This is a genomic window from Bradyrhizobium sp. SHOUNA76 (assembly GCF_023006445.1).
Lineage (GTDB): Bacteria > Pseudomonadota > Alphaproteobacteria > Rhizobiales > Xanthobacteraceae > Bradyrhizobium.
Window position 1 is genome coordinate 1 of the sequence record NZ_JALBHA010000046.1, and the last position, 24,893, is coordinate 24,893.

Genomic DNA, 24,893 nt, shown 5'->3' on the forward strand with positions numbered 1-24,893 from the left:
CGCTCGGCGGCCTGACGCTCCAGTCGCCGGAGGTCGGGACGCGGCTCCAGGCGGCGCAATCCGTCTTCAAGTCGCATGAGGAGACCGCGCTCGAGGCCGTCGACGCCGCGCTGGCCAAGGAAACCAACAGATCCGTCAAGACGGCGCTGGGCGAGGCCCGCGCGGCCATCCTGCTGTTCAAGGCGGATGCCTCCGAGGTCGAGAAGCTCGAGGCAGTCGCCACGCTCAAGGCCCGCGGCGACCAGGAGGCGATGGCTCTGCTCACCGGCATGGGCGACCAGCCGGCCTCGGTGACCAAGGCCGCCGCGAGCGCGATCGGCTCGATCCAGTCTTCGCTCGCCATCTGGTCCACGGTTCAGAATGCCTGGTACGGCCTCTCGCTCGGCTCGGTGTTGCTGCTCGCAGCGATCGGGCTCGCCATCACTTTCGGCGTGATGGGCGTGATCAACATGGCGCATGGCGAGATGGTGATGATCGGCGCCTACACCACCTTCGTGGTGCAGGAGGTGATCCGCACCCGCTATCCCGGCTTGTTCGACTATTCGCTGCTGATCGCCGTGCCGCTTGCCTTCGTCGTCGCCGGCGCGATCGGCGTATTGATCGAGCGCAGCATCATCCGCTTCCTCTACGGCCGTCCGCTGGAGACGCTGCTGGCGACCTGGGGTCTGTCGCTGGTGCTGCAGCAGGCGGTGCGCACCATGTTCGGCCCGACCAACCGCGAGGTCGGCAATCCCTCCTGGATGAGCGGCGCGTTCGAAATCGGCCAGATCACCATCACCTATAACCGGCTCTGGATCCTCGTGTTCACGCTCGCCGTGTTCGCGATCCTGCTGGCGATGCTGCGCTACACCGCGCTGGGCCTCGAGATGCGCGCGGTGACGCAGAACCGCCGCATGGCCGCCTCGATGGGCATCGCCACCTCGCGCGTCGACGCACTGACCTTCGGCCTCGGTTCGGGCATTGCCGGAATCGCCGGGGTGGCGCTGTCGCAGATCGACAATGTCAGCCCCAATCTCGGCCAGAGCTACATCATCGACAGCTTCATGGTCGTGGTGTTCGGCGGGGTCGGCAATCTCTGGGGCACGCTGGTCGGCGCCTTCACGCTCGGCATCGCCAACAAATTCCTGGAGCCGGTCGCCGGCGCAGTGCTTGGCAAGATCGCCATCCTGGTTCTGATCATCCTGTTCATTCAAAAGCGGCCGCGCGGCCTGTTCGCGCTCAAGGGCCGTGCGGTGGAAGCATGACCCCTCACATGCTGACGCGATCGCTGGACCGCAGCGCGACGATCTTCCTTGCCGTCGTCGCGGCCTGCGGCATTCTCATCCCGCTCTCCAACCTGCTGCTGCCCGCAGGGTCGTTCCTGCAAGTGCCGACCTATCTCGTCGCGCTGTGGGGCAAATACGTCTGCTACGCCATCCTCGCGCTCGCGATCGATCTGATCTGGGGTTATTGCGGCATCCTCTCGCTCGGCCACGGCGCCTTCTTCGCGCTCGGCGGCTACGCCATGGGCATGTATCTGATGCGGCAGATCGGCACCCGCGGTGTCTATGGCAATCCGGTCCTGCCCGACTTCATGGTGTTCCTGAACTATTCGAAGCTGCCCTGGTATTGGTACGGCTTCGACATGTTCTGGTTCGCCGCGCTGATGGTACTGGTGGTGCCCGGCCTGCTCGCCTTCTGCTTCGGCTGGCTTGCCTTCCGCTCCCGTGTCACCGGCGTGTATCTCTCGATTATCACGCAGGCGATGACCTATGCGCTGCTGCTCGCCTTCTTCCGCAACGATTTCGGCTTCGGCGGCAACAACGGCCTGACCGACTTCAAGGACATCCTCGGCTTCAACGTCCAGGCTGAAGGTACCCGCGCGGCGCTGTTCGCGCTGAGCTGCCTGGCGCTGATCATCGGCTTTCTGATCTGCCGCGCCATCGTCTCGTCCAAGCTCGGCAAGGTCCTGATCGCGGTGCGGGACGCAGAATCGCGCACGCGCTTCCTCGGCTACCGCGTCGAATCCTACAAGCTGTTCGTGTTCACGGTGTCGGCCTGCATGGCCGGGGTCGCGGGCGCACTCTACGTGCCGCAGGTCGGCATCATCAATCCATCCGAATTTGCGCCCGGCAATTCGATCGAGGCGGTGATCTGGGTCGCGGTCGGTGGCCGTGGCACGCTGGTCGGCGCTGCGCTCGGCGCCGTCGTCGTCAACTACGCCAAGACCTTCTTCACCTCCGGCATGCTGGCGCCGTACTGGCTGTTCATGCTGGGCGCGCTGTTCATCCTGGTGACGCTGCTGCTGCCGAAGGGCATCATCGGCACCTTCAACGCCTGGTGGGACTCCTCGAAGGAAAAGCGCAACGCCGCGAGCCTGGCGAGCGCTGCGGCCGAAGACGGCGTTACCGAACCCAAGATGGCGGAGTAGCGCGATGAACGTCATGGACACCCGCACGACTTCGGCGATGCTGTATCTCGACGGCGTGCACGTCTCGTTCGACGGCTTCCACGCCATCAACAATTTGTCGCTGACGCTCGAGCCCGGCGAGATGCGTGCCATCATCGGCCCCAACGGCGCCGGCAAGACCACGATGATGGACATCATCACCGGCAAGACCAAGCCGGATGAGGGCACCGTGCTGTTCGACGGCGTCACTGATCTGACGCGGCTCGATGAGACCCGCATCGCCGAGCTCGGCATCGGACGCAAGTTCCAGAAGCCGACCGTGTTCGAGAGCCAGACCGTGCAGGACAACCTCCTGCTCGCGCTCAATGTCGACCACTCGGTCCGCGGCACGCTGTTCTGGCGCGGCAGCAAGGCCGAGTCCGAGCGCATCGACAAGGTGCTGGAGACGATCCGTCTCACAGAGGCACGCAACCGTCTCGCCGGCAGCCTCAGCCACGGCCAGAAGCAATGGCTGGAGATCGGCATGCTGCTCGCTCAGGATCCGAAGCTCCTGCTGGTCGACGAGCCCGTCGCAGGGATGACCGACGTCGAGACGCACCTCACCGCCGAGCTGCTCAAGGAAATCAACAAGACCCACACCGTGATGGTCGTCGAGCACGACATGACGTTCGTGCGCGAGCTCGGCGTCAAGGTCACCTGCCTGCACGAAGGCACGGTGCTCGCGGAAGGAACCATCGACCAGGTCTCGTCCAACGAGCGGGTCATCGAAGTCTATCTGGGGCGCTGAGCGATGCTTGAGGTCAAGGACATCAACCTGTTCTACGGCGCGGCGCAGGCGCTACGCGGCGTCTCGATCTCGGCGGAGCCGGGCAAGGTGACGTGCGTGCTCGGGCGCAACGGCGTCGGCAAGACCTCGCTCCTGCGCGCCATGGTCGGGCAGTATCCGATCTCCTCGGGCGCGATTGTGCTCGACGGAAGCGATATCACTGGCCTGAAGCCCTATGAGCGCGCACGCAAGGGCATCGGCTTCGTGCCTCAGGGCCGCGAGATCTTTCCGCTGCTGACGGTCGAGGAAAACCTCAAGACCGGCTTCGGTCCGCTCAAGCGCGAAGACAAGCACATTCCGGACGACGTGTTCTCGCTCTTCCCCGTGCTGCAATCCATGCTCGGCCGGCGCGGCGGCGACCTCTCTGGCGGCCAGCAGCAACAGCTCGCGATCGGCCGCGCGCTGGTGATGCGGCCGAAGCTGCTCCTGCTCGATGAGCCGACCGAAGGCATCCAGCCTTCGATCATCAAGGACATCGGACGGGCCATCTCGTATTTGCGCAACCTCGGCAATATCGCCATCGTGCTGGTCGAACAATATCTCGACTTTGCCTGCGAACTCGGCGACAGTTTCGCGGTGATGGATCGCGGCGCGGTGAAATTCACCTGCGATCGCAGCAATCTCGACGCGAGCGAGATCAGCCGCCAGATGGCGCTGTAAGCCATTCTGCCGCGACCGGCTGGGGAGGCGGATGCGCAGCGACGTTTCAGTTACGTCAACGGTTTTCGAGGCGAACCGTGCCCGCGGCGCGGTGCGCTTCGATGTCCATGCGCGCGACGGCGTGACGCGGCGCGGCGTCTTGCATGAATCCGGCTCGCTGCGCGTGCGCTTTCCCTCGCCGGAAGGCGAAGGGCTCTCCGGAGTGTTCGTCAACACGGCCGGCGGGGTCGCCGGCGGGGACAGCTTCGATGTCGAGATATCGGCGGCGGATCGCTCGCGGCTGACCTTGACGACGGCGGCCGCCGAAAAGGTCTATCGCGCGCCGGGCGCGGCGGCGCAGCTCAGCATCGCTCTGAAGGTCGGTGCAGGCGCACATTTGTCCTGGCTGCCGCAGGAAACCATCCTGTTTGACCGGGCCCGGGTCCAGCGCCGCTTCGACATCGAGCTCGACGAGGCGGCCTCGCTCCTGCTCTGCGAGATCGTGGTGTTCGGCCGCACCGCCATGGGCGAGCGGATGGAGCAGGGTGAGTTCGTCGACCGCTGGCGGCTGCGTCGCGGTGGCAGGCTGGTGTTCGCCGAGACGGTCCGGCTCGACGGCAACATCGGCGCAAAACTTGCGCGATCGGGGGTCGCCAAAGGCGGCGCGGCGATTGGTACAGCGCTGATCGTGCCCGGTGACGAGACACTGGTCGAGCGCATTCGCGAGGCCTCGGAGTCTTTCTCCGGCGAGGTCGGAATCTCCGCGTGGAATGGCTTTGCAATGGCGCGGTTCTGTGCCCAAGATGCGGCGCGCTTGCGTGCCGACATGATGGCGGTGCTGGCGCGAACCGGTGCCGCGCTGCCGCGGCTCTGGCTGAATTGACCGGCTGAATTGACGTGTTGAACGGAAGAGATGTCGCATGAATCTGTCTCCCCGCGAAAAGGACAAGCTTCTGATCTCGATGGCGGCGATCGTGGCCCGCCGCCGGCTGGACCGCGGCGTCAAGCTCAACCATCCCGAGGCGATCGCGATCATCTCCGATTTCATCCTGGAAGGCGCGCGCGACGGCCGTACCGTCGCCGAGCTGATGCAATCCGGCGCGCAGGTGCTGACCCGCGACCAGGTGATGCCGGGCATTCCCGAGATGATCCACGACATCCAGGTCGAGGCGACGTTTCCTGATGGCACCAAGCTCGTCACCGTGCACGAGCCGATCAGGTGATTCAAATTCGTCATTCCGGGGCGCCCGCAGGGCGAATCCGGAATCCAGAGATTGTTGATCGAGATTCCGGGTTCTCGCGCCGCGAGCCCCGGAATGACGGAGGAAGACAGACATGATCCCCGGCGAACTCTTCATCCAGGACGGCGAGATCGAGCTCAATGCCGGCCGCAAGACCGTGACGCTGACGGTGGCCAACACCGGCGACCGCCCGATCCAGGTCGGCTCGCACTACCATTTCTTCGAGACCAACCCGGCGCTGAAGTTCGACCGCAAGAAGGCCCGTGGCATGCGCCTCGACATCGCCGCCGGCACCGCTGTCCGCTTCGAGCCCGGCCAGACCCGCGACGTGCAACTCGTCGCCATGGCGGGAAAGAAGACCATCTACGGCTTCCGCGGCGACGTGATGGGGAAGCTGTGAGCTCAGCAGGAACGAGCGTTGTGCGGCACGGTTGAGGCGGAAATGGAGGTTCTTGCCATGCTGTCCCCAATCCGTCTCGTCTCAGAAGCCGCCGAACTCGCTGCGCACCGTCACAACGGTATGGCGCGCAAGGGGCGCGGCAACGAGCCCTATATCAATCATCTCGCCGAGGTCGCGAACCTGCTGGCGACCGCGACCGACGGCGCCGATGCCGAACTGGTCGCGGCCGGCTGGCTGCATGATGTGATTGAGGACACCGACACCACCCGCGAGGAACTCGCGCAGCTGTTTTCCGAGCGTGTTGCTTCTCTCGTCGTGGAATGCACCGATGACATGAGCCTGCCGAAGGCCGAGCGGCGGCGGCTTCAGGTACTCGACGCACCGAAGAAATCCGCCGGTGCAAAACTGATCAAGCTCGCCGACAAGATCAGCAATGCAGGGGCGCGCATTCAAACCGATCCGAGCGCCCACGAGCGCGAGGATCTCGCCGATTACGTCGGCTGGGCCACGCAGGTCGTTGCGGGTTGCCGCGGCGGTAATGCCTGGCTCGACGAGAAATTCGATGATGCCGTGAAAGCAGCGAGGGCCTTGCTGTGACCCACCAAACATTCCAACGCAAACGGGGCTTGTGATGTCCGTCAAGATGAAGCGTTCTGTCTACGCCGACATGTTCGGGCCGACCACCGGCGACAGGGTACGGCTGGCCGATACCGATCTCATCATCGAGGTGGAAAAGGATTTCACCACCTATGGCGAGGAGGTGAAGTTCGGCGGGGGCAAGGTGATCCGCGACGGCATGGGGCAGTCGCAGGTCACCAACAAGCAGGGTGCGGCCGACACCGTCATCACCAACGCGTTGATCGTCGATCACTGGGGCATCGTGAAGGCCGACGTCGCCATCAAGGACGGTATGATCGCCGGCATCGGCAAGGCCGGCAATCCCGATATTCAGCCCGGCGTGACCATCATCATCGGTCCCGGCACTGACGTGATCGCGGGCGAGGGCAAGATCCTCACCGCCGGCGGCTTTGACAGCCACATCCATTTCATCTGCCCGCAGCAGATCGAGCACGCGCTGATGTCAGGCGTCACGTCAATGCTGGGCGGCGGCACCGGCCCGTCGCACGGCACCTTCGCCACCACCTGCACGCCGGGGCCCTGGCACATGGGGCGGATGATCCAGTCGTTCGATGCCTTCCCGGTCAATCTCGGCATCTCCGGCAAGGGCAACGCCTCGCGGCCTGCCGCGCTGGTCGAGATGATCAAGGCCGGCGCCTGCGCGCTGAAGCTGCACGAGGACTGGGGCACCACGCCGGCCGCGATCGACAATTGCCTCTCGGTGGCCGACGCTCACGACATCCAGGTGATGATCCACACCGACACGCTGAACGAGTCCGGCTTCGTCGAGGACACCATCAAGGCGTTCAAGGGCCGCACCATCCACGCCTTCCACACCGAAGGCGCCGGCGGCGGTCACGCCCCCGACATCATCAAGGTCGCCGGGCTGAAGAACGTGCTGCCGTCCTCCACCAACCCGACGCGGCCCTTCACCCGCAACACGATCGACGAGCACCTGGACATGCTGATGGTGTGTCACCATCTCGATCCCTCGATCGCGGAAGATCTGGCCTTCGCCGAGAGCCGCATCCGCAAGGAGACCATCGCAGCCGAAGACATCCTGCACGATCTCGGCGCGCTCTCGATGATGTCCTCGGACTCGCAGGCCATGGGCCGGCTCGGCGAGGTCATCATCCGGACCTGGCAGACCGCCGACAAGATGAAGAAGCAGCGCGGGGCGTTGCCGCAGGACAAAGGCAAGGACAACGACAATTTTCGCGTCAAACGCTACATCGCCAAATACACCATCAATCCGGCGATCGCGCACGGCGTGTCGAAGCTGATCGGCTCGGTCGAGAAGGGCAAGCTCGCCGATCTCGTGCTGTGGTCGCCGGCCTTCTTCGGCGTCAAGCCGGACTGCATCGTCAAGGGCGGCAGCATCGTTGCAGCGCCCATGGGCGATCCCAACGCTTCGATCCCGACGCCGCAGCCGGTGCACTATCAGCCGATGTTCGGCGCCTTCGGCAAGGCGCGCACGGCCTCTTCCGTGGTATTCACCTCCAAGGCCGCGATCACCGGCGGTCTCGCGCGAAAACTAGGCATCGAGAAGAAGCTCTACGCCGTCCAGAACACCCGCGGCAAGATCTCCAAGAAGAGCATGATCCACAACGACGCCACGCCCAACATCGAGGTCGACCCGGAGACCTATGAAGTGCGCGCCGACGGCGAGCTGCTCACCTGCGCCCCTGCCGAGGTGCTGCCTATGGCGCAGCGATATTTCATGTACTGAAATAGCGCCTCAACGCATGTCCCGCGAACGTGTCCTGAGCGCATGTCCGGGAGGCTTTTCCGGTTTTGCGTTCGATCCCGGCTGGTCTAATGTCCCGCCCGGTATCTGAAACCAGAAGCAAAGCCGGGAGGATTTCTCGTGATTTACGTCGTTGCCACCTTGACCATCAAGCCCGAAACGCGCGCCGAATTCATTGCTGCGGCCACCGCCTGCATCAAGGAGACCCGGAAGGAGCCCGGCAATATCGCCTATGATCTGCATGAGAGCGTCACTGACCCTGCCAAGATGGTGTTCGTCGAGCAGTGGGAGAATGCCGAGGCGCTGGTGCCGCATCGGACCATGGAGCACATGAAGACGTTTGGCCGCGTGGCAGTGAAGTGCTTCACGGCACCGCCGAAGATCGAAGTGATCACGCCCGAGAAGGTCGAGACACGGTAACAGGGTAAAAGCGCATGATCCGGGCGACGCAGGTTAAGGGACAGCACCACTTCACGGAAGCGCCGGTGGACACGGTCGTGCTCGATTTCGACGATCGGCACCGCCGCCGCATGGCGATGACGGGGACGCGGGGCTTCGAATTCCTGCTCGACCTGGAGCACGCCGTCGCGCTGCGCGGCGGCGATGCGCTGGTGCTGGAGGACGGAAGGCTGGTCGAGGTGGTCGCGGCGCCCGAGCCGCTGCTGGAGATCCGCGGCCGCGATCCGCACCATCTCATCCGCGTCGGCTGGCATCTCGGCAACCGTCATCTGCCGACGCAGATCATGGCCAAAGCCTTGCGCATCCGCCGTGACCACGTCATCGAAGCCATGGTGAAGGGGCTCGGCGCGCGCGTGATCGAGATCGAGGCGCCGTTCGATCCCGAAGGCGGCGCCTATGCCGATGCCGGCCACGCGCATGGGCACGACGACCATGCGCATCACGATCACGGCCATCACGATCACCATGATCATCAGGGCCACGATCACCACCATCACGGCCATGCCGCGCATGACCATGGACACGATCAGCACCATCACCACGACGAGCATTGCGACCATCCCGACCATCACCACGGCCACACGCATGCTAATGACCACAAATGAGCCGGTCAGTGCCGGTGACCTCGCCGAGCGCGAGGCGGCGGCGCTGTACCGGTTGATGACCTGGTTGTCGCCGGCATTCCCGGTGGGCGGATTTTCTTACTCCAGCGGCATCGAATGGGCGGTCGAGGCCGGCGACATCACGGATACCGCGACGTTGACCGACTGGCTCGACGCGATGCTTTGCGACGGCTCGGGCTTCTGCGATGCGACGTTCCTGGTTCATGCCTATCGCGCCACGGAGGCGGACGAGGAGACCACTTTGAACGATATCGCCGAGCTCGCTGCCGCCTTCGTTCCGTCGCGCGAGCGGCGGCTGGAGACGAGCTCGCAGGGCCGCGCCTTCATCGACATCGCCCGCGCCGCCTGGGGTGCGGACGGGCTGGATGCCATGGTTGCGGCATGCCGCACGCCACCGGTCTATCCGGTCGCAGTCGGCGTGGTCGCAGCTAAGCACGGTGTGCCACTGGCGCCGACGCTCCACGCCTTCCTGCATGCGCTGGTCTCGAACTGGATTTCCGCAGCGAGCCGGCTCATCCCGCTCGGCCAGACCGACAGCCAGCGCGTGCTGGTGAGGCTGGAAGCCATTGTAGCCGCGACCGCCAATCGTGCGCTGAATGCGACATTGGACGATCTTGGCAGCGCGACCTTCCGCGCCGATCTCGCCAGCCTGCGGCACGAGACGCAATATACGCGGCTGTTCCGATCGTGAGAGCGAGGCGGCCTTCAACCCATCGAGAGCGAGCGAATTCCATGTCGAAATCTCACGGCCCTTTGCGTGTCGGCGTCGGCGGTCCGGTCGGATCGGGAAAGACCGCGCTGATGGACCTGCTCTGCAAGACCATGCGCGACCGCTATGACATCGCCGCGATCACCAACGACATCTACACCAAATGGGATGCGGAGTTCCTCGTGCGTTCGGGCTCGCTGACGCCGGACCGCATTGCCGGCGTCGAGACCGGCGGCTGCCCGCACACCGCGATCCGCGAGGATGCCTCGATGAATCTCGCCGCGGTCGCGGACATGCGCGCCAAGTTTCCCGGGCTCGATCTCGTGCTGATCGAGTCCGGCGGCGACAATCTCGCTGCCACTTTTTCCCCGGAGCTGGCCGACCTGACCATTTACGTCATCGACGTGGCGGCCGGCGACAAGATCCCGTCCAAGGGCGGCCCCGGCATCACCCGGTCCGACCTTCTGGTCATCAACAAGATCGACCTCGCTCCCCATGTCGGTGCCTCCCTGGAGAAGATGGACACGGATGCCAGGCGCATGCGCGGCGAGCGTCCCTTCGTCATGACCAACCTGAAGAAGAGCGAGGGGCTTGACCGCATCGTCGGCTTCATCGAGGCCAAAGGCGGCTTGAAACGGGCAGGCTGACGGCGCGACGACTTGGCGCATGCGCTTTTCGCCGTTAACCTTGGGGTCGAACCACAACTAGGGAACAAATTTCGGACACGGCGATTGATTACCTCCGGCGCCCGGGCAATCCATCCCGGCCAGACCATCGGCCGGACGGATTAAGCTTTTCAGGCGACCTACGTTGCGTACCGATGTCTCCTCCTCCATTATCTCTGCCACTGGGGTTCACCCTGTTTCGGCACGTGGCCGTTCGAACGGCGTTCATATGCTCCTTGTTTATTGCCGACCTCCTGCGTTCGCCTGAGTAGTCGCGTGGTCCGGCTGGGTTTCATCATCGGTTTCATCGCTCTGCTCGGAGCCTTGCTCTCCGGGCTTGCGGCCTATCGCGTCCACGACCAGGAGCTGGCGCTGGACCGGATCGCGCTCGCGCGTGCGATCGACGTTCACGCCAGCCTGGTCCAGGATCGGCTCACCGAGCGCGAGCTGCTGGCACGCGTCGCTTCAGGCCTGTTCCGCACGCCATCCGTGATCAAGCCGAACATGCTGGAGCCGCTGCGCTCGGCCATCTACGCCTTCAAGACGGATTTCGTGGTGGCCAGCTGGATCGCCCGACTGAAGCCGAGCGAGCTTACGGCGGCGCAGGCTGCCATTGGCGCCGCCGGCTTCCCGAATCCGAAGATCCGTACCTATGACGACAAGCCGATCAATCCGGCCGAGATCACCCAGCCGATCGACGTGCTGTTGGATCTCGAGCCGCGCAGCGACGAGACCAAGGCACTGCCGGGCCGTAGTTTCGATCAGGACCCGGTTCGCAGCGCCATGCTGACGCGCGCCCGGATCGAGAAGAGGTCGGTGGCTTCGGACCCGGTTCCGCTGTTGCGCGCAAACGGGCCGGTCGGTGTCGTCGTGGCCGCACCCGTCGTTCCCGAGGGAGCAACCGAGCCGGCCGGGTTCGTCACGTTCTCCTACGAGCTCGCCTCGCTGATGTTGACCAATGACGACATGTCGTTGTTCTCGGTCGCGCTCAGGGATCCGCGCAAGGAAGGCGGCGAGCTGATCGCCAACGACCAGGGCGTGGTTTCGACGCGCAGGGCGGCGGTGGACGGACCTGCGCCGTCGGCAACGCGCACGGTGAGCTTCGGTGGCCGTGACTGGCAGCTCGGCTACTACGCGAAGACCAACTCGTTGCGCCGTGCCGAGCAGACCGCGATCATCGTGGCGGCGATCGGCTTTGCGATCACTGCGATGGTGTGCGGCCTGTTCGGCTATGTCGCCTACAACAATCTGCGGCTCAGCCGGGAAATCCAGGTCAGAATCGGCTTCGAGCGCCGGCTGACCGCCGTGATCGACGAGCTCAACCACCGGGTCAAGAACATCCTTGCGGTAATCCAGTCGATCGTGACGCGCACCTTGCGTCACGGCTCGGACATCGACGTCGCCCGCGAGCTCCTGATCGGGCGCATCCACGCCATGTCGAACGTGGTCTCTCTGCTCAGCGAGAGCCAATGGCAGGGGGTCAAGCTGAAGGGTCTGTTCGAGGCACGCGCCATTCCGCATGCCGATCGCATCGCCGTGACCGGTCCCGACATCGCCGTCAGCGCGCGCGCGGCGCAGAGCCTCTCACTGCTGTTCTTCGAGCTGGCCTCGCATTCCGACGAGGGCCTGTCGCTGGTCGGAAAGCATCCGCACATCACCGCCGGCTGGACGGTGACAGGCGAGGGGACCGACGAGGTCTTCCATTTTCGCTGGGAGGAGCTCAACACCAGCGAGGCGACGCGCCGCCCCGATTCCGATTTCGGCCTGATCCTGCTCGACCGTGTCGCGCCCGAGGCGCTCGGCGGCACCGCCAAGCGCTATTTCACCGACGCCTCCTACGTCTATGAGCTGACCGCGCCGATGGAGACGGTGGTCGACATGACCGAACGCGATCGCACGGACAAGATCTCGGCCCCGGTGAGGCCTGCGCGATAAACGTCGTGCGACTAAGTCTTCGGCCGCAACACCACGTCGACCAGATGGCGGGCGTAGCTAGGCGTGATCGGCGCAATGCCGAAGACGTAGCGATAGAACAGGCCGCCGTAGATGGCGTCGTAGAGATCCTCAGCCGGCCCTTCGGCCAGGATGCTGCCGTCGTTCTGGCCTGCCGCAATCATCTCCACCAGCGCGTCGCGACGGAACTGCAGATAGCGGACGTAGAACAGCTCGGCGGAGCCGGTCTTGGAAATGCATTCGGAGATGACGGCGAGTTGAACCTTGCCGAACTCGCCCTGGAGCGCCTCGGCATAGGCTGCGGCATGGCGGCGCGCGCGCGCCGCGGGGCTGCCGGAACTCACCGGGGGCAGCGGCAGCATCTGCGCGGCATGTTGGAGAAAGGCGTCGATCAAGAGCGCCTCGCGCGACGGCCACCACTTGTAGATCGTCATCTTGGAGACGCTGGAGTGGCGGGCGACCGCATCGATGGTGGTAGCGGCAAGGCCGGTGGAAGCCATCAGCGCATAGGCGCTTTCGAGAATGGCGTTGCTGGTTTCGATCGATCGCGGCCGGCCGCGCCGAGGAGCGCTGTCGGCCCTGTCACTCCCGCCATTCGCCCTCACCACGCCCGGTCTCCCCGCGCAATCCGCTCCTGCTCCGGGATAGCGCAGCCGCGGCGGCCAACCTAGCGGAATCGCGACGGCCAAAGCATGATCCGGAAAAGTGCGCAGCGGTTTTCCGAACGATCATGCTCAAACAACAGCCCAAAGCGGGATGGCGATGCATGCTGATCGCATCGCGCTTTAGGCCTGCTGCCGCAAGGCGGCGGGCAGATCCTGCCATTTCGACCAGGCGACGTAGTAGGCCACGGCGCTCATCGCTGCGAATCCGGCGAGGCTCACCACGATCTGCATCACCACCAGATTGGCGCTGGTGATCAGGATGAGATGGCCGGCGAAGGACAGGAACACCCCGACGCAGAACACGGCGAGCCATTCCTCGCCGCATCTGATGACGGCCTGGAGCGGCTTCAGCCGCAGTCCGGGGTGATCGGCCGGAATGAGGTGGGTCGCGAGGAAGGCGAGCGCGAGGAAGTGAACCACGCGATAGGGTGCAAGGTTTTCCTTGTCCGTCGGTGCGATGCTGTCGAGGAGAAGGTCCGGCAAATAAGCGGACAATGCCGGCGAATGGCGCAGCAAGGTGACGGCCATCGCGAATACGAGATAGGCCCCGGCGAGAATCCGCAGCCAGGGCATGTCGCGTAGGGCGCGCCCGGGCGCGCCAGTCACGGCGAACCAGCCCCCGAGCACCATCAGCATCTGCCAGCACAGCGGATTGAAGGTCCACTCCTGGTCGGGATAGACCCGAAAATTCCAGTCGAACCAGCGTGCGGCAAGATACAGCGCGATCGATGCCGCCAACGTCAGGTTTGGCCACCGCAATAGGCCCCACAGTGCGAACGGAAAAAAGGCCATCAGCGGGATCATCAGCTGCAGGAGATCGAGGTTCAGCGGCTCCTCCTGGAGCACGAGGCCGCGGACCAGGATGCGCAGCGGGTGCTCTAGAATCCCCGAGATGTTGTATTCATGGATGATTTCCGGCGCCATCGACTGCGAGGCGACGTAGGCGATGGTGTCGATATAGATCACGAACAGCACGACATAGGCGGCATAGAGCCGCCAGACGCGACGGAAGATGCGCGTCGCGGCGACGACATAGCCGCGCTCCAGCGCGATCCGGCCGTGGATGATCGCGACGCCGTAACCCACCACGAACACGAACAGGTCGGCGGCGCCGCTGAAGCCGAAGTTGCGCAGCGTCAGCAGGTTGACGACGTTGTTCGGGATGTGATCGACGAAAACCGACCAATTGGCGATGCCGAGCGTCAAATACAGCCGGGCGTCGTGCTGGAATGCCGAGAGGTTCGCTTTGACAGAAGGTTTCATTGAGTAAAATAGCTTTGGGAATCAGGGTGATGCTTTTACCGGCAACCCCCTGCCCATCCGAGTAGCGTTTGCGTGAGTGGGTGCATTCGTGCCGCCTGGCGAAAAATTGCGCGGCGACGCCTGTGTCAGACTCGGGAGATGCTCGCAGTACTTATAAACGAAATTTTCTAACCCGCTCGGACCGTTACTCGGCCGGTTCGGCCGATACCTCGTCGGAGACCCCGGCACGGCTCGCCATGATGCCGAGGGCGACGCCGCCGATCGCCAGGATCGGCAGCAGCCGCTTGACGCCGATAGCACGAACGATCTGGAGCCCGGTGGCGAGCAGCATGGGGTCTGCGAGCATGCTTTGCGCCGCCGACTTCGCGGCCCGCTCGGCCGCGATCTGGGCTTGCTTGCGCAACTCCCGCTTGTAGGCCCAGTAGCTCACCGCTGCGGCCAGGGTCAGCAGAAAGAAGACGCCGGCACCCGCCAGGCAAGCTTGCACCGGACCATACTTATTGAGCACCGAGATGAAAGCCGCCGCGCACAGGAAGCACGTGGTGATGAACAGCGCGAACGCCGCGCCCGCGGCCAGGGAGGTCAGCCGCATAGTCGTACCGGTGGATGCACTGATCCCGTCGATGATGCGCTGAAACATGGCCTTGCTCCTCAAATCCCCACAAGCCGAATCGTCCGCAAGCCGGCGTCGGCGGTGCGGTAGCGCCGCCGTCTCGGATATCCGTTCGCGCTGCCTACCGGCGCCAGGCGGCACCGATCAGGAAGCCGATGCCGAGCGCCAGCCCGACGGTCGCGAGCGGCCGCTGCGTAATCGCGTCTTCGAGCGTCTCCTCGATCGATCCGTAGGCCTCCTGGGCCGCGCCCATCATTGCACTGCCGCGCTCCGACATGTCGTCCATCGCGGAATCCATGTTCTCGCGCGCCTGGCGATAGCCGCGGCGGGCCTGCTTGCTGGTGGAATTGGCGAAGGTATTGAGCGCGTCGGTGATCTGGTCGGTGAGGGCGGCGATATCGCTTTTCACGGCTGCTACATCCTTCTCGAGGCGTTCTCTGGTGGCTTTGTCGGTCCAGTCTCTCATCCCGGCTTCGGCATTGGGCGTGGACATCAGGAGCTCCGAACTGTTGACGGCTGAGATAGCCGGAGAACGTTTCGTCATCGGGGAAGTTCCGTTCGCGGAAACCGGTCAGTCCTGCGGCAGCTGCGGCGCATCCGCCGGCAACAGATGCTCCTTGAGGATCAGGGCCACGATTAGCAGCGGCGACGACAGGAAGGCGCCCATCGGGCCCCACATCCAGGTCCAGAATGCCAGCGCAAGCAGGACCGCAAGTGCGTTCAGCGCCAGCCGCCGGCCGATGATGGTCGGGGTGATGAAGTGTCCTTCCAGGAAGGTGAGGCCGCCGAAGGCGAGCGCGGCCATGAGGCCGCCGCTGATGGTCGGGAACGCGACCAGCCCTACCACGACCAGCACGACGAACATCGCGACCGGTCCGATGATCGGGATGAAATTGAGCGTTGCCGCCAGCGCGCCGAGCCCGGCCGGATTGGGCATGCCAGTGAGCGCGCAGATGATGCCGGTGGCGACGCCGACGCCGACATTGATGACGGTGACCATCAACAGATAATTGCCGAGATGGACCTCGATCTCGTTGAGAATCCGCAGCGTACGCAGCCGCGCGTCACGATCGCTGAAAGTCATGATCAGCGCCCGCCGCAGGTCGCGCCAGCTTGCGATGAACAGAATGAGGGTGACGAAGAACAGCAGAAATTCAGTAAAGGTCGGTGACAGAAATTCCAGCGTCGGCTGCACCCACTCGACCTTCGGCATCTGGAAGCTCGGGAATTCCTCCGAGCCGCCGACCATGCCTTGCAGCTCACGCCAAAGCACCAGCGGCCGATCGAGCACGTGCAGCTTGTCTTTCAGCTGCGCGCCGAGCTCCGGCAGGCGCGTGCTCCATTCCATGGCGGGGGAAGCGATCAGCGTGACAACGAAGGCGACAACGGCGGTCACCGCGATCACGATCAGGGCGGCGCCGAGCCCGCGCGGCACCTTGCAACGTTCGAGGAAATTCGCAGCCGGCGACAGCATGGTGCCGGTGACGAAGGCCATCACCACCGGGAGGAAGAACGCCCTTCCGAGATAGAGCACGGTGACGACCGCGATCAGGAGCAAGCCAGCGAGCGCGAAGGCAACAAACTCGGTACGGCGGATGACCGGCGGTAGCTCACTACGGCTCTCGGGAAGCGGCTCGCCTTCGCTGTTGTCGGGGATCAGACGTTCACTGGGAAGGACGCGCACAATCTCTCTCCGGCACGGAAGCTTCGATCCGCGCGCCCATTGACGGTGATAATGCGCGAGCCTCGCCGCGGTTCCATCGCGGCTTCGTGAACCCGTGCTCGCTTGACTGTGACAAGGCTGCCGCGCGCCGTGCCGGAACTCGGATCGTGCCTGCGGAGTTCATGGAAAGCGCATCACCCTGATGCAGACATCCAACGGGGCAGCACATGACAAAGTTCTCGGCACTCCGTCGCAGCTTTTCGCCGCGCGCCGTCACCGCATTTGCCTTCGCAACCGCTTTGGCCACGGTGCCCTTCGGCGCCGCGAGCGGACAAACTTTCGGCTATGCGCCGATGCACCCGCAGGCGTACCCGCAGGACCAGGTTTACTCGCCCGGCTACGTGAATGAGGCGCCGCAGGCGGCTGACGAGGATGCCCAACTGCCCGATCGCCTGCGCAAGCAGATCGTCGGCTTCGACCGCAGCGAGCCGGCCGGCACCATCCTGATCGATACCAACAACACCTATCTCTACTACGTGCTCGGCAACGGCCGTGCGATCCGTTATGGCGTCGGCGTCGGCCGCGAAGGCTTCACCTGGTCCGGCGTGCAGAGCGTCAGCCGCAAGGCGGAGTGGCCGGACTGGCATCCGCCGGCCGAGATGATCGCGCGGCAGCCCTATCTGCCGCGCTTCGTCGCCGGCGGCCCCGGCAACCCGCTCGGCGCGCGTGCGATGTATCTCGGCTCCAGCGAATACCGCATCCACGGCACCAACGATCCCTCCACAATCGGCAAGTTCGTCTCCTCGGGCTGCATCCGCATGACCAATGAGGACGTCATCGACCTGTTCAGCCGCGTCAATGTCGGTGCCAAGGTCGTGGTGCTGCCGAAGAACGCGCCGTTGATGGCCAAAGGCGGCGACCCCGTGCGCAAGCGCCCGGCCGTGACGGCAATGCCCTCGGGGCGGCAGGCGCTGAATATCTCGGCGTCGTCGGTGAACTAGGAGTTCAGTGAGGTCACATGAGTAAACGCTCGATCCGCAAATTGGCCGTTGGCGTGGCGGCAATGTTCGCCGTTGCTTTCTCCGGTCTTGCGCTGACGCCGTCGGCGCATGCGGAAGACTTCTTCTCGGCGCTGTTCGGCGCGTTTGGGGGCCGACCTCCGCAAATCCGGGCGCCGTTTCCCCATGACGACATGCCGCGTTACGATGTGCCGCGCCAGCGCGCGTCCTATGGCGGCGGCACGGCCTATTGCGTGCGTGGCTGCGATGGTCGCTACTTCCCGGCGCAAGGCAACGATGCCGAGAGCAAGGCGCAATCCTGCAAGAGCTTCTGCCCGGCTTCCGAAACCTCGCTGGTCTATGGCAGCAATATCGACGACGCCACCACGGACAGCGGTAAATCCTATTCCGACCTGCCGAACGCCTTCCGCTATCGCAACGAGATCGTCGCGGGCTGCACCTGCAACGGCAAGGATCCGGCCGGGCTCGCATCGGTCAAGGTCGAGGACGATCCCACCTTACGCAAGGGCGACATCGTCGCCGGCGCCGACGGCCTCGTGGTCGCCAGCCGCAATGCCAACGACCGCCGTGGCGTCGCGATGAACTTCTCGCCGCTGCCGGACTCGGTGCGCGCGAGGTTCCGTCAGGTGCCGGTGGTGGCAAAGGAGTAGGGGCACCGTCGTCCCGGCCAAAGCCAAGACGACAGCTCGCCTAATGCTTGTGCCTCAATCTCATTGTCGTCCCGGACAAGCGAGCGGAGCGAGTGCTGATCCGGGATCCAGCCACAGGGAGATATTTGGCGAAGATTTGGAGTCACCAGCTCGCGCCAAACCACGCCCTGTGATTATGGATACCGCGTAGGCGGGGATGACACGGGAGATTGTGGCGCGCACCGAAGCCTGACCCACTTCCCTACGCCGCGCGGATCTTGCCGAGGAAGTCACTGACCTCATGGCCGAGCTGGCGGCTCTGGGTCTCCAGCATCTCGGATGCCTGCTTCACGTTGTCGGCGGCTGCGGCGGCGGCGTCCGCATCGGCTTTGACGCCGGTAATATTGTCCGAGACGTTCTTGGTGCCCTGGGCCGCATATTGGGTGCTGCGAGTGATCTCCTGGGTCGCCGCGCCCTGCTCCTGCACGGCGGCGGCAATCGCGGTCGCCACTTCGTTCACTTCGCCGATGATACCGCCAATGGTCTGGATCGCGTTGATGGCGTCGCCTGCGACCTTCTGGATGTCGGCGATCTGCTCGGAGATCTCCTCGGTCGCCTTGGCGGTCTGGCTTGCCAGCGACTTCACCTCGGAGGCGACCACGGCAAAGCCGCGGCCGGCCTCGCCGGCGCGCGCCGCCTCGATCGTGGCATTGAGCGCGAGCAGATTGGTCTGCTGTGCGATGGTGTTGATCAGGCCGACGACCTCGCCGATGCGTCCGGCAGATTTGGCGAGGCCCTGCACGGTACCGTCGGTCTCGCGTGCCTGCGTGACCGCGCGGCCGGCGATGCCTGCGGCATGGGCTGCCTGCTGGCTGATGTCGTTGATCGAGGCCGAGAGCTCTTCGGCGGCCGCGGCGACGCTGTCGACGCTCATCGAGGCGTCGTTGGAGGCCTTACCCGCGATCTGCACGCGATCATTGGTCTGGCGCGACACCGCGGAGAGGTCACCCGAGGTCTTGCGCATCTCGCCGGAGGCCTCGCTCAATTCGCCCAGCGTCTTGCGCACTGCGCCCTCGAACTCGCCGACATAGGTCTCGACGGCGCGCTGGCGTGCAGCAGCCCCCGCATTGCGCTCGCGCTCCTGCTCTTCGATCTTGAGCTTGTCGGTGGCCTGCTGCTTGAAGCTTTCCAGCGCACCGGCAAGCGCGCCGATCTCGTCCTGGCGATCGAGATAACCGCTGTCGACGGCAAGGTCGCCGCCGGCGACCTTCAGCATGGCGTCGCGGATGGTGTTGAGCGGGGTGATGACGCGGCGGCTGACCAGCATGATCGCGCCCGCGGCGAGACTGATGGCGAGTGTGAGCAGCACGAGTTGCACGATGAGCGCGCGCTGTGCTGCACCGCGCTGCTCTTGTGTGTGGACCTTGGCGGCGTCGAGCGCGGCTTCGGCCACCGCGACCGCGCTGGCCATACGGCCAACCGTCAGCGGGCTCCACTGGTTGGCGGTCATTTCGGCCTTCTCGCCTTTGACCAGGGCGTCCGCGAGCCGGTCACGGAGAGTCAGATATTGAGGTTCGAAGTAAGCGGTCTTGGCACCCGCCATCGCGGAAGCCAGCGCGGGCGGTAACTGCATGCCCGACGTCGACAATTCCAGCGCCTTCCAGATCGCCGCCGTGCCGCCGACGTATTGGGTGTAGTTATAGCGGCCTTCCGGCGTGATCTTGCCGGCTGCAAGTCCGGTCGAGACGATCAGCGAGGCTTCGCCCGCGGTGTTGCGGAGCAGCCAGGCGCTCTGCTTGATCGACAGCAATTGGTCGATCGTGGCGTCCTGGTGGTTGACGGTGGCCGCCAGCGTGTTCGACAGCTTGTCCAGCACGTCGAGCAGGCCCTGCGTCGTCTCCATGTATTCCTTCGGCAGCCCGGCGCGGCGCTGGTCCTTGGGCTTGGCCACGTCCTCCCAGAACTGCTTCTGCTCCTCGACCAGCAATTTGTAGAGGCGCGACAGCTCCGGCACCAGCGTGCCCGATTGGGGGAAGCCCAAGGTCGGCAACAACTCGAGCGCGCGTGCCATCGCGGGCATCTGCGCATCGCGCAGGGCGCGAAGATACTTCTCCATCTCGCCGTCCAGCGGCTCGGTCGCGTTCAGGAGCCGCGTCGTGGTCGAGCGATCGGTGCGCAGATTGTGCATCGCCTTGAACAGATCGGCGGAGGTGTCCGCAATCTGCGAGATGCGGCTGGCGGTCTTGAGGCGATCCCAGGATTCGTAGGCGGTGAGCGACAGTGCGATCACCACACAGACCGATGTGATCGCGATCACCGCCTTCAGCAGCGCGGATACGGTCAGACGATTCAGCATCGAAGTCCCCCAATTCCCATTTACAAAGCCCCAAAAGGACGCCCGGCAACATCGACAAACGGGGGCGTGGCAGATCGGCAATCGCATGCGTTTGCGGCCCAGAGCCCAAACGGTTTCCGCATCTGAAGGGGAAAGGGTAAAATTTTAGGCAGATCGGCTGATCGTAGAAGTACGTATTTACTAGAAGTTGCAGTGGGTTGCTGCGATGGAACCGGTGCGGGAGACAGGCGTTAGAGCAACGGTCGCAATTTGCCTGAAGGGGGTCTCGCGATGCTGGTGGGTGTACTCGTCACTTTTCTCGTCGTTATTCTCGTACTTTATCTCATCAACATGCTGCCGATGGACGGCCGTGCCAAACAGATCGCACGCGTGATCGTCATCATCATCGGCATCGTCTCGCTGCTGAAATATCTCGCGGTATTTTAGCGGGGACGTAGTTTGTAGCCCGGATGGAGCGCAGCGAAATCCGGGGGCTTGCTCCAAGCGCTCCTGCTCCCGGATTGCGTCGCTCCATCCGGGCTACTGGTGTAACAAAAAGCCCCGGCGTGAGCCGGGGCTTCGTCTACTTGCTTCAGTGCAGCGATTTCAGCCAGTCGTCGACGTCCTGGCGAACCTGGTCCTTGGCTTTGCCGTAGCGTTCCTGGAGCCGGCCCTCGAGCTGCTCGCGCCGACCCTCGATCAAGCTGAGGTCGTCGTCAGTGAGCTTGCCCCATTTCTCCTTGGCCGATCCCTTGAACTGCTTCCAGTTTCCTTCGATCCGATTCCAGTCCATGACCATCTCCCGTTGGTTGATGGCCGGACAACGCGATCCCCGGCGCGGCCGTTCCTTGGCCTGCCGCGACGTTTCCCGAACGAAAAAAGCCCCGGCGTGAGCCGGGGCCTTTGACGTTTCGTGACTTCGCTCAGCCCGCCGCCTTGGCCTCGCGGCGGCGCGCGGTGAGGATGTACTCGGTGTAGCCGTTCGGCTGCTCGCGGCCCTTGAAGATGAGGTCGCAAGCGGCCTTGAAGGCGACGCCGTCGAAGGCGGGGGCCATCGGCTTGTAGATGGCATCGCCGGCGTTCTGCTTGTCGACCACGACCGCCATGCGCTTGAGCGATTCCATCACCTGAGCCTCGGTGATCACGCCCTGGTGCAGCCAGTTGGCGAGATGCTGGCTGGAGATGCGCAAGGTCGCCCGGTCTTCCATCAGGCCGACATCGTGAATGTCGGGCACCTTGGAGCAGCCGACGCCCTGATCGATCCAGCGCACGACGTAGCCCAAAATGCCCTGGCAGTTGTTGTCGATCTCCTGCTTGACGTCGTCGGGCGCCCAGTTCGACTTCGATACCGGGATGGTGAGGATGTCCGAGAGCTTTGCGCGCGGTCCGCCCTTGGTCAGCTCCTCTTGGCGCGCGATGACGTTGATCTGGTGGTAGTGCAGCGCGTGCAGCGTCGCGGCGGTCGGGGAGGGCACCCAGGCGGTGGTGGCGCCGGCCTGCGGATGGCCAAGCTTCTGCTGAAGCATGTCCGCCATCTTGTCGGGCGCGGCCCACATGCCCTTGCCGATCTGGGCATGGCCGGGCAGGCCACAGGTCAGGCCCATGTCGACGTTCCAGTCCTCATAGGACTTGATCCAGGCCTGCGCCTTCATCTCGTTCTTGCGGATCATCGGGCCGGCTTCCATCGAGGTGTGGATCTCGTCGCCGGTGCGATCGAGGAAGCCGGTGTTGATGAACATGATGCGCTTGGAGGCGCGCTGAATGCAGGCCTTGAGGTTGACGGTGGTGCGCCGCTCCTCGTCCATGATGCCGACCTTGAGCGTGTTCTCGGGCAGCGACAGCATCTTCTCGACGCGGTCGAAGATCTCGCAGGTCAGCGACACCTCGTCCGGGCCGTGCATCTTCGGCTTGACGATATAGGCTGAGCCGGTGCGGCTGTTCTTGACCTTGGAATTGCCCTTGAGGTCGTGAATGGCGAGCAGGCCCGAGACGGCGGCATCCAGCAGGCCTTCCGGAATCTCCTCGCCCTTCTCGTCCAGCACCGCGTCGGTGAACATGTGGTGACCGCAATTGCGCATCAGCAGCAGGCTGCGGCCGTGCAGCTTGACCTCGCCCTTGCCGTCAGGCGTCTTGTAGCTGCGATCGGCGTTGAGCGAACGCGTTAGCGTCTTGCCGCCTTTCTCGAAATCAGCCGACAGCGTGCCGTTCATCAGGCCGAGCGTGTTGCGATAGACCAGCACCTTGTCTTCGGCATCGACCGCGGCGACCGAGTCCTCCATGTCGAGGATGGTGGAGACAGCAGATTCCATGATCATGTCGGCGACGCCGGCCGGATCGTCCTTGCCGATCGCGCTGCTGCGGTCGATCTTGACCTCGACATGCAGGCCGTTGTTGACGAGCAGCACCGCGCTCGGCGCAGCCGCATCGCCCTGGAATCCCGCGAACTGCGTGGCGTTCTTCAGTGCGGTGGCGTTACCGCTCTTCAGCTTCACCGCGAGCTGGCCCGCGACGACGCTGTAGGCGGTGACGTCGGTGTGGCTGCCCGTCGCCAGCGGCGCCGCCGCATCGAGGAAGGCTTTTGCTTTCGCGATCACCTTGTCGCCGCGTGCCTTGTTATAGCCCTTGCCGCTCTCGGCAGCGTCGTGCGGGATCGCGTCGGTGCCGTAGAAGGCGTCATAGAGCGAGCCCCAGCGCGCATTCGCTGCGTTCAATGCGTAGCGTGCATTGGTCAGGGGCACGACGAGCTGCGGGCCGCAGATCTTGCCGATCTCCTCGTCGACATTGGCGGTCTCGACCTTCTGCGTCGCCGGCTCCGGGACGAGATAGCCGATCTCCTTCAGGAAGGCGGTATAGGCGTTGAGGTCGAACGCCTTGCCCTTGTTGGCGCGGTGCCAGTCGTCGATCTTGGCCTGCAGCGTGTCGCGCACCGCGAGCAGCGCCCGGTTCTTCGGCCCAAGGTCCTTGATGATGGCGGCAACCCCGGCCCAGAACGCATCGGGCGCGATCCCCGTTTTCGGGGCCGCTTCCTTGGCGATGAAGTCAAACAGGACGGGAGCGATCTTCAATCCGTGGGCGTCGACGCGTTTCATGATGGGCTTTCTTGTTGGAAATGGCTGTTTTTGGCTGCTTTTGACCCGACAGCAGCAAAATGCACCCATAGAGGGCGGCTTTCGGGGCCCTATTAGCCCCAAAAAAGGGGCGGTGAGAAGACCCCAAGGGGTTTGTCAAAATGTCAAGAAAAAGTCGGGGAGGTCGCTGGTTTTACAGGCTTGAGCCAAGCTTGGCGCCGCACACAAATGCGCTCCCTCCCCCCTTGCGGGGGAGAGGGGTAGCCCAGGAAATGGTGTGTCGGGATTCGATGGAGCGAAATGCTCGCGATGGCGAGAGTCCCCGTGTGGACCCCTCTCCCTAACCCTCCCCCGCAAGGGGAGGGAACGCAGCAGTGCAAGCGGAGGAAGCCCGCTCAAATATTCGCGGCGAGGTCCACGACTTCGTCGAACAGCACGCCCGTCGTCTTCAGCATCCGCTCGATCTCGTCGGCGGCCTCAGTGACCGTCCGTGCCGAGGTGTCGATCACGAGCTCGGCGGCCTGCGGTACCTCGTAGTCGTTGCCGATGCCGGTGAACGAAGCCAGCGCGCCGGCGCGCGCCTTCTTGTAATGGCCCTTGGGATCGCGCTCCTCGCACACTTCAGCGGGCGTCGCGACATGGATCTCGCGGAATACGGTGTCGGCGATGCGGCGCGCGGTAGCGCGATCCTCGCGGGCCGGCGAGACCGCGGCGACGATGGCGATGTGGCCGTTACGCGCGAGATGCGTCGCAACTTCGGCGAGGCGGCGGATGTTCTCGCTGCGATCGGCGGTGGAGAAGCCGAGATCGCTGTTGAGCCCGGCGCGCAACGTGTCGCCGTCGAGCAAGATCGGCGAGCCGCCGTTAGTGAACAGCCGCCGTTCCAGTGCTTTTGCCAGCGTCGACTTGCCGGAGGCCGGCAGGCCGGTGAGCCAGACCACGGCGCCGTTGTGGCGGTAACGCGCGGAGCGTTCGTCGGGACGCAGGGCCGATTCCACCGGCACGATGTCGACGGGCAGGGCGCGCTGGCCGGCATCGACCGACAGCACCAGACCGCCGCCGGCGATGCGCCCGGAGACCTCGATCACGAGACGGCCGGTGCGCGGGTTCTCGGTATAGGGATCGGTGGCAATCGGATTCGAGAGAGAAATATCGATCTCGCCGACATGGTTGCGGCCGATCGCCTTGTTCTCGCTGCTCGAGAGTTCACCGGGATCGACCGCCTTCTCGATCGCGACCACGGTTGCGCGGCTTTCCTTCGGCCCGCAGCGCACCAGGAGCTGGTCGCCCTTGGCGAGCGGCTTGTCGTGCAGCCAGAAGATGCGCGCGCGCAGCCGGCGCGTCTCGCGCGGGGCACTGCCCGCATGCG

Annotated in this window: 26 protein-coding genes; 17 read left to right on the forward strand and 9 right to left on the reverse strand. The window is 64.4% G+C overall.

The window, feature by feature from the left end; all coding sequences use genetic code 11:
• From urtB to MOV74_RS08930, 14 genes are all read left to right on the forward strand, one after another.
• On the forward strand, positions 1-1,244 hold a 1,244-nt coding region (urtB, locus tag MOV74_RS08865), incomplete at its 5' end, for an urea ABC transporter permease subunit UrtB (protein WP_246920245.1).
• Positions 1,241-2,410 (forward strand): urea ABC transporter permease subunit UrtC, encoded by a 1,170-nt coding sequence (urtC, locus tag MOV74_RS08870; protein ID WP_246920249.1) that lies wholly within the window; start codon positions 1,241-1,243, stop codon positions 2,408-2,410. The genes urtB and urtC, both read left to right, overlap by 4 nt.
• 4 nt (positions 2,411-2,414) lie before the next feature.
• On the forward strand, positions 2,415-3,176 hold the full coding sequence (gene urtD, locus MOV74_RS08875; protein WP_246920254.1) for an urea ABC transporter ATP-binding protein UrtD: 762 nt from the start codon (positions 2,415-2,417) through the stop codon (positions 3,174-3,176).
• Positions 3,177-3,179: 3 nt separating this feature from the next.
• Entirely contained in the window at positions 3,180-3,875 is a 696-nt protein-coding gene (gene urtE / locus MOV74_RS08880; protein WP_166813106.1) for an urea ABC transporter ATP-binding subunit UrtE, read from the forward strand.
• Positions 3,876-3,906: 31 nt separating this feature from the next.
• A complete protein-coding gene (locus MOV74_RS08885; protein WP_246920262.1) occupies positions 3,907-4,737 on the forward strand; it encodes an urease accessory protein UreD in 831 nt (276 codons plus the stop codon).
• A gap of 37 nt (positions 4,738-4,774) precedes the next feature.
• Complete coding sequence (locus tag MOV74_RS08890) at positions 4,775-5,077, forward strand: urease subunit gamma (RefSeq protein WP_007605424.1); 303 nt, start codon at positions 4,775-4,777, stop codon at positions 5,075-5,077.
• A 112-nt stretch (positions 5,078-5,189) separates the two neighbouring features.
• Positions 5,190-5,495: an urease subunit beta gene (locus tag MOV74_RS08895; RefSeq protein ID WP_026202067.1), complete on the forward strand. Its 306-nt coding sequence runs from the start codon at positions 5,190-5,192 to the stop codon at positions 5,493-5,495.
• A gap of 57 nt (positions 5,496-5,552) precedes the next feature.
• Complete coding sequence (locus MOV74_RS08900; protein WP_246920305.1) at positions 5,553-6,092, forward strand: HD domain-containing protein; 540 nt, start codon at positions 5,553-5,555, stop codon at positions 6,090-6,092.
• A gap of 34 nt (positions 6,093-6,126) precedes the next feature.
• On the forward strand, positions 6,127-7,842 hold the full coding sequence (gene ureC, locus MOV74_RS08905) for an urease subunit alpha (protein ID WP_246920265.1): 1,716 nt from the start codon (positions 6,127-6,129) through the stop codon (positions 7,840-7,842).
• A gap of 138 nt (positions 7,843-7,980) precedes the next feature.
• Positions 7,981-8,280: a putative quinol monooxygenase gene (locus MOV74_RS08910; RefSeq protein ID WP_246920267.1), complete on the forward strand. Its 300-nt coding sequence runs from the start codon at positions 7,981-7,983 to the stop codon at positions 8,278-8,280.
• A gap of 14 nt (positions 8,281-8,294) precedes the next feature.
• Positions 8,295-8,924 (forward strand): urease accessory protein UreE, encoded by a 630-nt coding sequence (locus MOV74_RS08915; protein ID WP_246920270.1) that lies wholly within the window; start codon positions 8,295-8,297, stop codon positions 8,922-8,924.
• Entirely contained in the window at positions 8,905-9,633 is a 729-nt protein-coding gene (locus tag MOV74_RS08920) for an urease accessory protein UreF (RefSeq protein ID WP_246920307.1), read from the forward strand. Before MOV74_RS08915 ends, MOV74_RS08920 begins: the two co-directional genes overlap by 20 nt.
• A gap of 41 nt (positions 9,634-9,674) precedes the next feature.
• Entirely contained in the window at positions 9,675-10,298 is a 624-nt protein-coding gene (ureG, locus tag MOV74_RS08925) for an urease accessory protein UreG (RefSeq protein ID WP_097659962.1), read from the forward strand.
• Between the two features lie 294 nt (positions 10,299-10,592).
• Positions 10,593-12,251 carry an HWE histidine kinase domain-containing protein gene (locus tag MOV74_RS08930; protein WP_246920272.1) on the forward strand — a complete coding sequence of 553 codons (1,659 nt, stop codon included), beginning with the start codon at positions 10,593-10,595 and terminating at the stop codon, positions 12,249-12,251.
• Between the two features lie 11 nt (positions 12,252-12,262).
• Here MOV74_RS08930 and MOV74_RS08935 read toward each other — a convergent pair whose 3' ends face one another.
• The 5 genes from MOV74_RS08935 to MOV74_RS08955 all read right to left on the reverse strand — a co-directional run bounded on the left by MOV74_RS08935 (position 12,263) and on the right by MOV74_RS08955 (position 16,494).
• Entirely contained in the window at positions 12,263-12,877 is a 615-nt protein-coding gene (locus MOV74_RS08935; protein WP_246920276.1) for a TetR/AcrR family transcriptional regulator, read from the reverse strand.
• A gap of 177 nt (positions 12,878-13,054) precedes the next feature.
• Positions 13,055-14,197, reverse strand: coding sequence for an OpgC domain-containing protein (locus tag MOV74_RS08940; RefSeq protein ID WP_246920278.1), 1,143 nt, complete (start codon positions 14,195-14,197; stop codon positions 13,055-13,057).
• A gap of 184 nt (positions 14,198-14,381) precedes the next feature.
• The gene (locus MOV74_RS08945) at positions 14,382-14,837 is read right to left on the reverse strand and encodes a hypothetical protein (RefSeq protein ID WP_246920279.1); all 456 of its coding nucleotides are present in this window, start codon (positions 14,835-14,837) and stop codon (positions 14,382-14,384) included.
• Between the two features lie 94 nt (positions 14,838-14,931).
• Positions 14,932-15,303 carry a YqjD family protein gene (locus tag MOV74_RS08950; RefSeq protein WP_246920280.1) on the reverse strand — a complete coding sequence of 124 codons (372 nt, stop codon included), beginning with the start codon at positions 15,301-15,303 and terminating at the stop codon, positions 14,932-14,934.
• 78 nt (positions 15,304-15,381) lie between these two features.
• The gene (locus tag MOV74_RS08955) at positions 15,382-16,494 is read right to left on the reverse strand and encodes an AI-2E family transporter (protein WP_246920282.1); all 1,113 of its coding nucleotides are present in this window, start codon (positions 16,492-16,494) and stop codon (positions 15,382-15,384) included.
• 206 nt (positions 16,495-16,700) lie between these two features.
• Here MOV74_RS08955 and MOV74_RS08960 point away from each other — a divergent pair, with 206 nt between their 5' ends.
• A complete protein-coding gene (locus MOV74_RS08960; protein ID WP_246920285.1) occupies positions 16,701-17,474 on the forward strand; it encodes a L,D-transpeptidase in 774 nt (257 codons plus the stop codon).
• A 17-nt stretch (positions 17,475-17,491) separates the two neighbouring features.
• Positions 17,492-18,142, forward strand: a complete 651-nt coding sequence (locus MOV74_RS08965; protein ID WP_246920287.1) for a DUF2865 domain-containing protein — start codon at positions 17,492-17,494, stop codon at positions 18,140-18,142.
• A 241-nt stretch (positions 18,143-18,383) separates the two neighbouring features.
• Here the strand turns inward: MOV74_RS08965 and MOV74_RS08970 are convergent, their stop codons facing one another.
• Positions 18,384-20,477: a methyl-accepting chemotaxis protein gene (locus MOV74_RS08970; RefSeq protein WP_246920289.1), complete on the reverse strand. Its 2,094-nt coding sequence runs from the start codon at positions 20,475-20,477 to the stop codon at positions 18,384-18,386.
• A gap of 270 nt (positions 20,478-20,747) precedes the next feature.
• Between MOV74_RS08970 and MOV74_RS08975 the strand changes: the two genes are divergently transcribed.
• Positions 20,748-20,903 carry a Thivi_2564 family membrane protein gene (locus MOV74_RS08975; RefSeq protein WP_008546817.1) on the forward strand — a complete coding sequence of 52 codons (156 nt, stop codon included), beginning with the start codon at positions 20,748-20,750 and terminating at the stop codon, positions 20,901-20,903.
• A gap of 145 nt (positions 20,904-21,048) precedes the next feature.
• Here MOV74_RS08975 and MOV74_RS08980 read toward each other — a convergent pair whose 3' ends face one another.
• The 3 genes from MOV74_RS08980 to cysC all read right to left on the reverse strand — a co-directional run.
• Complete coding sequence (locus MOV74_RS08980; protein WP_164718867.1) at positions 21,049-21,249, reverse strand: CsbD family protein; 201 nt, start codon at positions 21,247-21,249, stop codon at positions 21,049-21,051.
• Between the two features lie 130 nt (positions 21,250-21,379).
• A complete protein-coding gene (locus MOV74_RS08985; protein ID WP_246920292.1) occupies positions 21,380-23,545 on the reverse strand; it encodes a malate synthase G in 2,166 nt (721 codons plus the stop codon).
• A gap of 374 nt (positions 23,546-23,919) precedes the next feature.
• The coding region (gene cysC, locus MOV74_RS08990) for an adenylyl-sulfate kinase (RefSeq protein WP_246920301.1) at positions 23,920-24,893 on the reverse strand (974 nt) is incomplete at its 5' end.

Excerpts from the sequence above, each read along its gene's own strand:
- urtC (WP_246920249.1), top strand. The coding sequence starts at position 1,241 with ATGACCCCTCACATGCTGACGCGATCGCTGGACCGCAGCGCGACGATC.
- urtD (WP_246920254.1), top strand. The coding sequence starts at position 2,415 with ATGAACGTCATGGACACCCGCACGACTTCGGCGATGCTGTATCTCGAC.
- urtE (WP_166813106.1), top strand. The coding sequence starts at position 3,180 with ATGCTTGAGGTCAAGGACATCAACCTGTTCTACGGCGCGGCGCAGGCG.
- MOV74_RS08885 (WP_246920262.1), top strand. The coding sequence starts at position 3,907 with ATGCGCAGCGACGTTTCAGTTACGTCAACGGTTTTCGAGGCGAACCGT.
- MOV74_RS08890 (WP_007605424.1), top strand. The coding sequence starts at position 4,775 with ATGAATCTGTCTCCCCGCGAAAAGGACAAGCTTCTGATCTCGATGGCG.
- MOV74_RS08895 (WP_026202067.1), top strand. The coding sequence starts at position 5,190 with ATGATCCCCGGCGAACTCTTCATCCAGGACGGCGAGATCGAGCTCAAT.
- MOV74_RS08900 (WP_246920305.1), top strand. The coding sequence starts at position 5,553 with ATGCTGTCCCCAATCCGTCTCGTCTCAGAAGCCGCCGAACTCGCTGCG.
- ureC (WP_246920265.1), top strand. The coding sequence starts at position 6,127 with ATGTCCGTCAAGATGAAGCGTTCTGTCTACGCCGACATGTTCGGGCCG.
- MOV74_RS08915 (WP_246920270.1), top strand. The coding sequence starts at position 8,295 with ATGATCCGGGCGACGCAGGTTAAGGGACAGCACCACTTCACGGAAGCG.
- MOV74_RS08920 (WP_246920307.1), top strand. The coding sequence starts at position 8,905 with ATGCTAATGACCACAAATGAGCCGGTCAGTGCCGGTGACCTCGCCGAG.
- ureG (WP_097659962.1), top strand. The coding sequence starts at position 9,675 with ATGTCGAAATCTCACGGCCCTTTGCGTGTCGGCGTCGGCGGTCCGGTC.
- MOV74_RS08940 (WP_246920278.1), bottom strand. The coding sequence starts at position 14,197 with ATGAAACCTTCTGTCAAAGCGAACCTCTCGGCATTCCAGCACGACGCC.
- MOV74_RS08945 (WP_246920279.1), bottom strand. The coding sequence starts at position 14,837 with ATGTTTCAGCGCATCATCGACGGGATCAGTGCATCCACCGGTACGACT.
- MOV74_RS08950 (WP_246920280.1), bottom strand. The coding sequence starts at position 15,303 with ATGTCCACGCCCAATGCCGAAGCCGGGATGAGAGACTGGACCGACAAA.
- MOV74_RS08960 (WP_246920285.1), top strand. The coding sequence starts at position 16,701 with ATGACAAAGTTCTCGGCACTCCGTCGCAGCTTTTCGCCGCGCGCCGTC.
- MOV74_RS08965 (WP_246920287.1), top strand. The coding sequence starts at position 17,492 with ATGAGTAAACGCTCGATCCGCAAATTGGCCGTTGGCGTGGCGGCAATG.
- MOV74_RS08970 (WP_246920289.1), bottom strand. The coding sequence starts at position 20,477 with ATGCTGAATCGTCTGACCGTATCCGCGCTGCTGAAGGCGGTGATCGCG.
- MOV74_RS08975 (WP_008546817.1), top strand. The coding sequence starts at position 20,748 with ATGCTGGTGGGTGTACTCGTCACTTTTCTCGTCGTTATTCTCGTACTT.
- MOV74_RS08980 (WP_164718867.1), bottom strand. The coding sequence starts at position 21,249 with ATGGACTGGAATCGGATCGAAGGAAACTGGAAGCAGTTCAAGGGATCG.
- MOV74_RS08985 (WP_246920292.1), bottom strand. The coding sequence starts at position 23,545 with ATGAAACGCGTCGACGCCCACGGATTGAAGATCGCTCCCGTCCTGTTT.